Genomic DNA, 12,692 nt, shown 5'->3' on the forward strand with positions numbered 1-12,692 from the left:
TAGTGGATTTTTTCATGTTACGGAAGAGGAGCTAGAAAAATTAAAATCTCAAGATATGCTTAACTCTAAACTCAATGATTTTACTAAAAATTTCTTAAGTTAAGATTCCTTTAATTGATGAGCGGGATCAATATTTAACCCAAAAAATTAAAGAGGCTCCAGGGCAAAAGGTAGTTGCTATGATTTAGAAGTATTAATTAAGGTTCCAACTACTTTACATCCCTTGATTGCGGCTGGATGGTTTGCTGGTCTTACTCAAGAGTATATTCGCCAAAGAGTTAAAGACTTTGAAAATCTTGCTGAAGATATTTTTAGCCTTAAGGGTTTTAGGAATAATAAGGTAACCAGAAAAGAAAAGACCATACTGATACGATTATTGTCTTTGAATCAAACAATGCCCTCGATTGGGCATTTAAGGGTGAGTTAGATGTTTAAATACGCTCAACAAAGCTTTTTAGATAAAAATCAGAAGATATTGCTCTTAGCTTGGGCCGGCTCAGGAGAAATTGCTTACCCCACAGATCAGGAATCATGGGTACATTGTTTAACGATTCCTAGAGAGTTGGTTTTAAAAGAAGGTAAGCTCTACCAGAAGCCTGCCGAACAACTAAAATTATTACGAACCGACTCAATCTCTGAGCAAGGGATTCTTCAAGATGAAACGATGGAGATTGAAAATGAAAGTGATGTGTATGAGCTAGAAATCAATTTTAAAGAAATTGAAGCAAGCCGATTTGGAATTGAACTATATAGCTCAGAAAAAGAAGGGCTAGTTTTACAGTTTGATCGAGAAAAGCAAGTTATTATTTAAGATAAGAAACCCCTACAATAAGCAGGAGTTTGATTATTTAAAAAGAGTATTATATTTTACCAACAGATTCTCCTTCAACCAACGTTACGTAAATACGATCATTTTCTACAGGTTCATTCGCAATTAATTTTAATAATTTTTCCGAAGCTAAAGCACCCCATTTTCGCTTAGAATAATCAATTGTTGTTAAGCGCGGTTGAGTATAATGTGAGACTTCAATGTTATCGAACCCAATAATATGAATATGTTCTCCGACACGATAATCTGTTTTCAATAAATAATTGTACATACCAATTGCCATCTCATCATTTAAACAAAAGACAGCTGTTGGTTGTGTATATTGTTGAATGATTAATTGCGCTGCTTGCTCTCCGGCAGGTTTATTAAAATCGCCTTCAATTTCCGTATAGTTAATATTTTGATAATGTTCTACAGCTTGTCTAACGGCTTGTAGACGCTGATTTGAGTCATAAGACCCCTTAGGGCCGGTAACAACATACAGTTTTCGATGACCTTTCTCAATTAAGTAATCGATTGCCAATGTAGCTCCTGCTTTGTTATCCAGTAACACTTGGATGACATTCGGATGATCTAATTCTCGGTCTAGAACAACTATTTTATGTCCTTGATCGGCATATTTAAGCAATTCTTCGTTTTTAAATGTCTCATCTAAAATGATAGCACCATCAATCATTCGTTCTGGCAGAAAACGATGTGAACGCATACCACTAATAACAATTAATTCATAACCTTTACTATATAAAGTTTCTCGCATTCCTTGTAATAATTGTCCATAAAAAGCACCACTATAATCTGTTAGGAAGACACCGATGATTTTTGTCTCTCTTTTTTTAGTGTCCGAGCTGCCGCATTTGGGACATAATTCAATTCTTTTGCAATCGCTAATATTTTAGCAGCCGTTTCTTCGGTTACCTTAGAACTACCATTTAGCGCGTAGGAAACAGTCGAAATCGAAACGCCCGCTTTTTTAGCAATATCTTTAATACTGACCACGGATTTCTCTCCTATCTTTTTAAATAAGCGTTTACATTATTTATTATACAGTGTTTTATACATTTAACATACAAATATAATAAGCTTAAGAAGAAAGAGGCGGTTAAATTGAAACCGCCTGTTCAGCTATTCCTTAAATATTTCAAATATATTTTTATCATTCTTTAAGCGATGTTTTAGTTCTTGTTGATTTATCCTGACCCCACTGTTTCGGTAACGGTTTGATAAAGCGTTTGTTGTCGCCTCTAAACCATTAACTAATACTCGTTTTACTTTATTTCCTTTTAAATGGTAGATAAACGTAGCTGGGTAGTCCATAATTGAGAAATTAAATTGTATTCCATCCAAACTATTTGGCAATACCGGATCAATGATTAAGTCCCCAGCATTTAATCGAATTCCTAAGACGTTTGAGATCAATTGGTTCATATATATTCCTGGACCACTTGAATAAATTCTCCATCCACCCTTTACAGGTATTTCCCCTTCACGTAATTCATGAAAGCGTTCTTGAGCTTCATAACGAGTATTAAACTTACCATCTGAACTGCTGAAATACGTGTTACTTTGTCTACGTTCAGCGTTTGGTACGACTTGTTGGATTCCGATTGGGTTAATCATTGCTAGGCCATTCCATACTTCTTCAGCTTTTCCAAGCTTCGCCATCGCTTCAACGAAACGGATATGTGCATGTACATATTGAAGACCAATTTCTCGACCAAAATTAGCCGCTTGCTCTGCACGCTTAAAATGGATGCTTACACCACCATTGTATTTGGCTGGTCGATCCATTAGTCGAACACCATCTGGAAAATATAACTTTTCTTTAATGACTTGATAATGTTTTTCTGCTTGTTCAGGTGTTAGAAGTTCGCTGATTATACTTCGAGTCATAGGAAGAAGCCGATAATGGATTCCCGTTTTTGAATCACTTGGATGAAGCAGCAATTCAGCCTTCTCAGGTTGCTCCATATAGATAAAGCCTGGAATTACACCAGATTGTAATATATAGCGATTGAAGTCTGATTCGATTCCTGAGACTAAAGTTTGCAGTTCTTTCGACTCTAACTTACTCACTTCTTTTAAAACATCGGAAAACTGTTTTAGCGTTTGGTAAGTCAAAGCAACTGTCCAACTGCTGACCATGTATTGCTTCAACTGTGCGTTAGCTGGCTGAAGTGTATCGTCCCAATCACCATCACCATATGAAGATAAATACGTATCATGTAAGAAATGTTGTTTCATGTAAGCAATTTGTTTTTTAACGTGTTCAAAAATGGTTGCGGGTTTTTCTGTGTATGTGAAACTACCACGAATGGTATATGGCACTTTTTCCTCAAGAATGTCAAAATCTTTTGTTACGGTTAAATAATCACTTAACACTTTCAATGGCCAAACGATTATGTCTCCATGACTTACTTCTAGTTGGATAGTATAGTATTTATCAAACATAAACCATTGGGGCCAGTTTCCATCATCTTCATACTGATGAGAATATACGGTTCTTATAATATCACGTACCGTGTCATGTTTTTGAGTAGCGAGAAAATATTCTGTTGGCCCTTGACATACGTCTCGTGTACCCCAAGCTGCTCCGCCGTATTGTTCAAGACCATGCGGAACTGAAAAATGAACGAGCATATTGTGGGTATACCACCAAGCAATTGCATTTATTTTATCTAGTTCTTCTGTGATTGTACCGTTTCGTGATAGATGGAATTCATTCATCACAGTTCGATAAAATGCACGATAATGTTCAATTTCTAATTTTGCTTCTCGTTTAACAAAAGGTATTTCCTCATTATAGAGGAGGCCTTGAATGGTAATCGCCCATTCACTTGTTGCACTTAATTCAAGTACAACGAGTGAAGCAGATCGAGGCAAAATGTTTGAAGCAAGCATTTGTTCATCTTCTACAGTCATAGTAGATCCTGTTACATGTAGTCGATAGCATAAGTCTGGATATGTTTTAGCACTATCTGACTTAGTATCTGCATAAAAAGAGATTGTTTGACTGTCTTTTTTTATACGAAATGGGGCTTCATACTCATTGTTATTCATCGAAATTTGGTGAGTTACTAGAAAACGATATGATTTACCACTTATGGAACGAACATGTAATTGCACCTCAGGTGTGTCTACTGTTGTAAAGTTAGTAATAATCAGTAAATCATCATTAGTTTTATAATACCAACGAGAATAGTTAAATCCTAATTCATACATGGATGGCATCGTTAATAAATGATACACACCATCGAATTCTACATATATACGTTGGCCAGACGTTTTCAAAATATTTAAGGCATTACGAGTATTTGTCAGCATTTTATTGAAGGCAGTGTTGCCAACGACAAGCTGTGAGTTAAATACACCATACATATAAGATGTTGATGTGATAATATTCTCAGACTTTTTAGCCTTTTGACCAGTCATAATAATATGACCATGAGGCCGTTCTACGATTAATTCTTTTTCTTTTAAAACGACATGCTCGTGTTTATTTGTAAAGAATGAAAGCAGTTTATCCTCATCCCATTCTTCATGATGACGGTAAGGAAAGTATATATCAATTTCTTCCTTCGTCATGGATAAGGTTTTTAAGGGTAACCCGATAATAGGGGATACATTCACTTTGTCTAAAAAATGAACAGATGTTAAGTTTTGATTATTTACTTGTTTCCAAGCATCTAATATTTCTGTTTCAAATTCTAAAGAACGAATGGCTGTAGGATGATCTTCTTTAAAAAGGCCATAAAAGACAAATCTAGCATTTCCTTGTAATTTTATCCTTTTAGATTGTAATGCAGTATATGCAAATTCATACTGATAGATTTCATTTGCAAGCAATTCTTTTGTTAATACTTCTGGTTCATTTGTTTCTTTATAGGACAAACCGAAGAATTGAAATCCGTCAGTTGAATAGCCGATTGATTTTGTTAAAGATCCTTGTTGGATATATGGGAAAGTACCCAGTTGTGGTTGGTTTTGTCGTGAACAAATCACATATCCCTTGTGATCGTCTTCAAAAACCTTATGATCAATATATTGAGATACGTAGGCTTCATTTGTTCGAACTGCACCCTTATCAGCAAGACCTAAATCTTGACCGTAAATGATATCGATTTCCTCATTATAGCCGTTAACTTTGATATCCCAAAACCAAATTCCTTTTTCTGTAAGGGTAAAAACAACTTGGTATTGAATTTGTTCTATATTTCCTTTCCAAAATACTTGTGATTTCGAAAAACCTAGTTTACTAGCAGATCGAACACCAAGTAAAGGAATAACTTTTAATTCTGATTTCCGATGCAATCGTAAATATAGATTGTTTAATGAACCATCAATTGGGTTAGCTATCCATTGATTAAGCATTATCCCCTTATGCATTACTTCATAAATATCCCCGCTATTTAAAAAGGTAAATTGAAGATCCTCTGCTTCGATCACAAACTTTGAATCAGTCATTATTGTCATGCTTCTTCCCTCAATTCTTTATTTCACTAATTTGAACATAAGAGCCAATCCTTCTTTACTATTCGGACCGATATAAGCAATAAATTCCCCTGCATCACTTTTAAATTGTAAGTCTGAATGATAATAGCGCAGTTGTTCTTCTGTTAAAGTAAATGTTACTGTTTTTGTTTCTCCTGGATGTAACATAATCTTATGAAAAGCTTTCAGTTCTTTAATTGGGCGGACAACTTCACCTACGACATCACGTATATAAAGTTGTATAACTTCTTCTCCAGCAATTTCCCCGGAATTCGTTACCTGTACAGATACTTGGATTGGCTGTTCAGGTGTCAGATAATCTGATGAAAGAGTTGCTTCACTATAAGAAAATGTGGTATAGCTTAACCCAAATCCGAATGGGAAAAGGGGTTCATTTGGAATATCTAAATATTGTGATACGTAACGCTCTTGTGCATCAGGCGCATCTTTTGGACGCCCTGTATTAAAATAGTTATAATACACTGGTACTTGTCCTACAGAATAAGGGAAAGACATGGTTAAACGACCAGAAGGATTTGCATCACCATAAAGTAAATCGGCAATTGCACCTCCCCCTTCTGTACCAGGGTACCAAGCTTCTAACACTGCATCTACTTGATCAATAACTCCATGTAAATCAAGAGGGCGACCGTTAAATAGCACAGCTATCATCGGTTTTCGCAATTCTTTTAATCTCGAAATTAATTGCAGCTGAACTTCAGGTAAACGGATATCTGCACGACTTCCTGCTTCTCCACTCATTTCTGAACTCTCGCCTAACGCAAGAATAATGACATCTGCTTGATGGGCAATTGTTAATGCTTCATCCAACTGTTCCTCTGTTCCAGTTTCAATTTCGCACCCTTTTGCAACGAAAATATCGGATGATTTTACTTTCAATTTTATACCGTCATATAATTGAATGGTGTCTTCTTTTGATCCAAGCCAAGACCATGGTCCCAATATGTCACCGTTTTGAGCGAATGGACCAATCAACGCAACTCTTTGCTTTGGTTGTAATGGTAGAATTGCTTCATTTTTCAATAAAACACATGATTTTGTAGCTAGTTTATGGGCAATTTGGCGGTGCTCATTGCAAAGTACAATCTCTTTCTCTAATTTTTCGTCTGCACCACGGTACGGATTATCAAACAACCCTAATTTATCCTTTAAGCTCAATATACGGAAAACAGCTCCATCAATTAATGTCTCATCAATTGAACCATTCTCTACAAGTTGTTTCAAGTTCTTCACATAGCAGGATGACATCATCTCAATATCAACACCTGCTTGAATTGCTTTATAAGCAGCCTCTGATTCATTTTCTGCAACACCGTGTGGAATTAACTCTTTGACAGCGCCCCAATCTGAAATAAGGACACCGTCAAATTCCCACTCACCTCGAAGCAAATTGCGTATCAATCGTTTATTACCAGTAGCCGGAATACCATCTACTGTATTAAATGAGGTCATTACCATTTCACAACCTTCATCTAAAGCTGCTTTATAAGCTGATAAATAGGACTCACGCAACTGTCGTTCGGACATATTAACAGTATTATAATCACGTCCACCTTCTGGTGCTCCATAAGCAGCAAAATGTTTTACGCATGCAGCAACCCGATTAAGATCGTTCTTCAAATTAGTTCCTTGAAAGCCACGAACGAAAGCTCGTGCGAATTGACTATTTAAATAAGGATCTTCTCCTGTAGATTCCATAACTCTTCCCCAACGAGGATCGCGAACTAAGTCAACCATTGGTGCAAATGTAACATGAATTCCAGAAATAGCTGCCTCTTTAGCTGCAATTTCAGCACTTTTTTCGGCTAATTCCAAATCCCATGAGCAACCAATGGCTAATGGAATAGGAAAAATCGTTTTATAACCATGAATAACATCAGCCATGAATAACAAAGGTATTCCTAAGCGATTTTTGTTTAAATGAGCTTGTTGAATACGGATAACCTCTTTTGCTCCAGAAGTACCTAAAACGGAGCCGCTATTACGTATATCTTCTTCCTTAATCCCTAGCGTTGCCATTGGCCCAGTAATCTGACCTTCATGATCTGATCCTTCAAAAAACGGAGAAGCTAATTGCGTTAATTGTGCGATTTTTTCTTCTAAAGTCATTTGTTCAATGATCGATATCAATTGATGCTTGTTCATTTTAATCCCTCACGATCGGAATAAGCCTGAATTTTTAGAAACGTTTCGAATACGTATATAAATGGATTATAAACGCTTTCATGATTTGAGTCAAATTTTTATAAAAACGTTTCGAATAAAAATCTAGTAATCATTAGGTTTTAAATATAAAAAACCTTGTTTCTAGCATTTCTTATCATAGAAATTTATTATTATTTAGAGAAAACATCTTATCCCAAAAATGAAGTTGGAATGCCCGTTTTAAAATATAAAAATTTTTACAAAAAAAGCTATTGAAAACGGTTACGAATTTAATTTATAATTGCTATATCGAAACGTTTCAATAAAAATTAACTTGGTATATGATTATATTTTTGAGTTTTCAATAAAAACGTTTCGATAATAAATGTATTTATGCATTTTAAGTTGAATGGAAAACGTTTTACTTCGAGGGGGTATGAAGTAAATAGAGACTATTACTATTAACTGAATAATTTTAATGAAAAGATTTCAAGATACCAAGCGAGAATAATTATATTGGAGGGATAAAAATTGAGTGGGAAAATGTTTGCAAAGAAAAACAAAAAGATGATACTTATCGTTTTATCAACATTATTAATTCTATCAGGGGTACTTGCCGGATGTTCTTCGAGCTCAGTTCCAACGGATAATAATGAAAAAGTAACAATTAACGTTTGGGGAATGGGAGAAGAAGCCAAATCTCTTCCTAAAATTGCAGAAGAGTTTAAAAATCAAAATCCAAATATCGATGTTAAAGTTCAAGCTATTCCTTGGGATCAAGCACATGACAAATTGTTAACCGCTGTAGCATCAAAAAGTGGCCCAGACGTAGTACAGATGGGTACAACTTGGATTCCAGAATTTGCTTTTGCAAATGCGTTAATGGATCTAAAACCATATATGAACCAATATCCTGAGTTTAATGAAAACAACTTCTATCCTGGTTCAGTTGAAACTGCTAAATACGAAGATAAAGTAGTTGGTGTACCATGGTATATTGATACTCGTGTTCTATACTATCGTACAGATTTATTAAAACAAGTAGGCTATAATGAAGCACCAAAAACATGGGACGAATTAAAAGATGCTGCAAAAAAATTATCTCAACGTGGTAACAATAAATATGGAATTAGCATTGACACCAAAGAACAATCGTTAGCTTTTATGTTTGCTCGTCAAAATGGATCAAAACTATTTGATGAAAATAACAAACCACTTTTTAATCAAAAAGAGTTTGTTGGTGCAGTTGAGTATTTAAATGGTTTTTTCAAAGATGGTTCAGCTCCTATAGATTTAGGAATAGATATTGTTCAAGCGTTCCGTGGTGATGGTATTCTTCCAATGTTTATTAGTGGTCCATGGATGGTTAAGATTATTAATGATCAGGCTCCGGAATTAAAAGGTAAGTGGTCAACTGCAGTTCTACCGGCAAAAGAAAATAATATGTCAGTTTTAGGTGGTTCAAATTTATCTGTCTTCCAATATACCAAAAATAAAGATGCTGCATTGAAATTTGTAGCTTTTATGAGCAAGCCTGAAACTCAATTGAAATGGATGGAAATGACAAACTCACTTCCAGCAGCAAAAGAAGCATGGAATGATAAAGCATTACAAGATGATCCATTATATAAAACTTTTGGTCAGCAAATGGAAAATGCTAGATCAATGCCTGTTATTAAACAATTTGAAGAAATTGCCCAAACTTTCTTAAGTAGTTTTGAAAAAATTTACCGTGGTGGAGCAGATGTCCAAAAAGAAATGGACGAATTTAATAAAAAGGCTGAAGGAATTTTAAAGTAATTATAATTGGTATAACTGAGTTAACTAGCAGGAATTCCTGCTAGTTAACCTATATTTTCAACAAATATGGGCATATTGAAGGAAGTGACAAACTATGAAAGGTACTACTAATCAAAAAACACCATATTTCTTCATTGCACCAGCCATCATCTTATTAACATTATTTTCTATACTACCAATATTTGTGGCGCTTATTATTAGTTTTACAGATATTGATCTAGCAGGATTAGCTGATTGGTCTGTAATTCGCTTTGTTGGTTTGCAAAACTATAAAGACGTCTTCAGTGATCCAATTTTTATCAAGTCCATTCTAAATACCTTGTTTTATGTTGTATTCGGTGTTCCATTAGTTATAATTTTTTCTTTAGGTATTGCGTTATTAATTAATTTTGGGAAGGCACCAATTTTTAAAGCTTTTCGTGTAATTTTTTATATGCCTTCGATTACAAATGTTGTGGCAGTAGCGGTAGTTTGGAGTTATTTGTATAATCCGCAATTTGGTTTGTTTAATTATCTACTTAATTCCATACATTTACCCGCAGTTCCTTGGTTACAAGATCCGATATGGGCAAAATTTTCGTTAATTGCATTAGCTTTGTGGCGCGCGATTGGAGTTAATATGATTATCTTTTTAGCAGCACTTCAAGGCATCCCAAAGTCGTATTATGAAGCGGCGCAACTTGACGGGGCCAATAGCTGGAAGCAGTTAACAAAGATTACTATTCCATTATTACGCTATGCTATTTTTTTGTGTCAATTACGACAATGATTGGTTGGTTACAATTCTTTGAAGAACCATTTGTTATGACAAAAGGTGGACCGCTTGATAGTACGACTTCAGTTGCATTATTTATCTATCGCAATGGCTTCCAATTCAGCAAATTCGGTTATGCTGCTGCCGGCTCATTTATTTTATTTATTGCTATCATTATTGTGACTCTAGTTCAGTTTAGATTTCAAAATAAAGAAGTTGACTATTAAGTGATAAGTGAGGTGGATAAGCCATGAAAGCAAAGAAATTACAAAGACAGTCGTTCCAAAAGGATTGCTTACAACAATGGATTGCTGGAATTATACTGACTTTAGGTGGTTTGATAATTTCACTTCCTTTTATTTGGATGATTTTGTCTGCCTTTAAGATAGAAAATGAAGTCTTGCAAATCCCTCCAACACTTATTCCAGAGAAATTTACATTTGATAATTTCCATTATTTATTTGAGAATATGAATTTTATGCTATATTTTAAAAACACAATTTTAGTCGTGCTTGCTTCCTTTGTTGGATTATTCTTAAATGCAATGGCTGGTTATGGATTTGCAAAATATAAATTTAAGGGAAAAGATAAGTTGTTTTATCTTGTATTAGCGACTATGATGATTCCTGGGCAAGTAACTATGATTCCCGTGTATTTAATTTTGAACGAATTACATTTAACTAATACAATGATTGGTATCGTTTTACCAGGTCTTGTCGGAGCATTTAGTATCTTTTTATTTCGTCAGTTCATGTCAACGATTCCAGATGAACTACTAGAAGCAGCTCGACTCGACGGAGCTAGCGAATTTCGCGTTTTCTTACAGATCGTTTTGCCGATTTCAAAGCCAATTCTTGCAGTACAAGGTATTTTAACATTTATAGCAGGATGGAATAGCTTCCTTTGGCCGTTGATTATTGCAAATGATGAGAGACTTTATACATTATCAGTTGGACTATCTTTATTAAAAGGGCAATATGGCGGTAATTTTGCTTTACAAATGGCTGGCTCTACTTTTATGGTTGTCCCAATCATTGTTGTTTTTATGATTTTCCAAAAACATATTATTAAAGGTTACACGATCTCAGGTATGAAGTAATAAAAAAGTTAATCTTTTTGAAAGGAGATTCAAAATGATCAGAAGTAGATTTGTGATAATGCTAGGAATTTTGGTCTTACTTACTAGTTTTATAGTTTCACGAATAGCTTTTGCAAATGAAAATGTACATGATATCGCTTTACAAAACCAATTAGAAGCGGTTGCAAAGAAAACATATCGTTATTTTGAGGATTTTACCGACCCATCAACAGGTTTAACATACGATGCCGTTCGTTTTCAGGATGGAGAAGTGAAAGAGGCAAAATATACTTCTCCAACTAATATTGGAATGTACTTATTAAGTACGATTTCAGCAGAACAGCTTGGGATCATATCACGGGAAGAAGCTGTTTCAAGAATTCAAAAGACTTTAAACACATTAGAAAAATTAGAAAAATGGAATGGGTTATTTTATAACTGGTATAATACAGATGGTACTTTAAAAACCGATTGGGGACAATTTATATCCCAGGTGGATAACGGGTGGCTATCTGCTGGTTTAATTGTTACGGGCCAAGCATACGAAGAATTATTTAAACAAACAAGCAAGCTTGTTGATGCAATGAATTATGAGCCATTATATGATCCAAAGGTAGGCCAGTTCCGAGGCGGTTACTTTGTTGATCGAGGGGAACTCACTGGACACCATTACGGTATGTTTTATACTGAGCCTCGTTTGGCAAGTTATATTGCCATAGGGAAAGGTGATGTTCCAGCAGAACATTGGTGGAAAATGTATCGAACTCTTCCTCCAGAGTGGGATTGGCAAGCTCAAATTCCAACGGGCGCCTTTGTTGAATATGATGGGGTTTCTGTATTTGAGGGTCATTATGAATATAATGGTGTAATTTATGTACCGAGCTGGGGCGGCAGTATGTTTGAAGGTCTTATGCCCAGCCTGGTTTTAAAAGAAAAAGAGCTTGGAACTAATGCACTTGGTTTAAACAACAAACGTCATGTTGAACTCCAAATTGCTTTCGCTAAGGAAAAAGGTTATCCTGCATGGGGTTTTTCACCGGCAGCCACTCCAGATGGATACAGTGAATTCGCAGCTACACCACTAGGAACATCTGGTTACAAGGATAATGGGACTGTTACAGCTTATGCAACTTTCTTGGCACTTGAGTATGCTCCTGAGGAAGCTTATAAAAATATAAAAGCATTAAAGGATTTAAATTCATACGACAAATACGGCTTCTATGACTCCGTCAATGTTTTGACTGGTGAGGTCACCCAAGCCTATTTATCTCTCGATCAAGGAATGATCATGGCTTCAATTGCAAACTATTTGTATGATGGCGTCCTTCGAAATTATTTTCATAGTGATGAAATTGGCCGAAATCCTGAAGATTTATTACGAAAAGAAGTATTTTCAATTCAATAAAACGAGTAGCGTCGGTAAACATTGATAACCGGCGCTTGTCTATTTTATTTAAGTGGAGATCGTTGCTATTAGGGATATTTACTTTAAACTTTTATTCAAATTTTTCCATGATTATCGTAGAAGTTTGTATTTTTGGTTTCTTTCTTTATTTAAGAGAGAAATAAGAAGCATT

6 protein-coding genes and 3 pseudogenes are annotated in these 12,692 nt (G+C 35.2%); 6 read left to right on the plus strand and 3 right to left on the minus strand.

Features of this window, described 5'->3' with window-relative positions:
- Window positions 1-16: 16 nt before the first annotated feature.
- Both U473_RS15070 and U473_RS00590 read left to right on the plus strand, forming a co-directional pair.
- Window positions 17-427, plus strand: a pseudogene (locus U473_RS15070) (hypothetical protein); the annotation flags it as partial.
- Window positions 428-811: a hypothetical protein gene (locus tag U473_RS00590; protein WP_068722429.1), complete on the plus strand. Its 384-nt coding sequence runs from the start codon at window positions 428-430 to the stop codon at window positions 809-811.
- 49 nt (window positions 812-860) lie between these two features.
- On the opposite strand, the pseudogene U473_RS00595 reads toward U473_RS00590, so the two are convergent.
- From U473_RS00595 to bglX, 3 genes and pseudogenes are all read right to left on the minus strand, one after another.
- Window positions 861-1,825, minus strand: a pseudogene (locus U473_RS00595) (LacI family DNA-binding transcriptional regulator).
- Between the two features lie 126 nt (window positions 1,826-1,951).
- The gene (locus U473_RS00600; protein ID WP_068722431.1) at window positions 1,952-5,299 is read right to left on the minus strand and encodes a GH36-type glycosyl hydrolase domain-containing protein; all 3,348 of its coding nucleotides are present in this window, start codon (window positions 5,297-5,299) and stop codon (window positions 1,952-1,954) included.
- Between the two features lie 18 nt (window positions 5,300-5,317).
- Window positions 5,318-7,483 (minus strand): beta-glucosidase BglX, encoded by a 2,166-nt coding sequence (gene bglX, locus U473_RS00605; protein WP_068722433.1) that lies wholly within the window; start codon window positions 7,481-7,483, stop codon window positions 5,318-5,320.
- 543 nt (window positions 7,484-8,026) lie between these two features.
- On the opposite strand from bglX, the gene U473_RS00610 reads away from it, so the two are divergent.
- The 4 genes and pseudogenes from U473_RS00610 to U473_RS00625 all read left to right on the plus strand — a co-directional run bounded on the left by U473_RS00610 (window position 8,027) and on the right by U473_RS00625 (window position 12,520).
- Window positions 8,027-9,283 (plus strand): sugar ABC transporter substrate-binding protein, encoded by a 1,257-nt coding sequence (locus U473_RS00610; protein ID WP_181482185.1) that lies wholly within the window; start codon window positions 8,027-8,029, stop codon window positions 9,281-9,283.
- Window positions 9,284-9,377: 94 nt separating this feature from the next.
- Window positions 9,378-10,264: pseudogene (locus U473_RS00615) on the plus strand (carbohydrate ABC transporter permease).
- 23 nt (window positions 10,265-10,287) lie between these two features.
- The gene (locus U473_RS00620) at window positions 10,288-11,136 is read left to right on the plus strand and encodes a carbohydrate ABC transporter permease (RefSeq protein WP_068722435.1); all 849 of its coding nucleotides are present in this window, start codon (window positions 10,288-10,290) and stop codon (window positions 11,134-11,136) included.
- Between the two features lie 34 nt (window positions 11,137-11,170).
- Window positions 11,171-12,520, plus strand: coding sequence for a glucoamylase family protein (locus tag U473_RS00625; protein ID WP_068722437.1), 1,350 nt, complete (start codon window positions 11,171-11,173; stop codon window positions 12,518-12,520).
- Window positions 12,521-12,692 lie beyond the last annotated feature (172 nt).

The sequence above is a fragment of the Tepidibacillus decaturensis genome, assembly GCF_001561915.1.
Taxonomy (GTDB): domain Bacteria; phylum Bacillota; class Bacilli; order Tepidibacillales; family Tepidibacillaceae; genus Tepidibacillus_B; species Tepidibacillus_B infernus.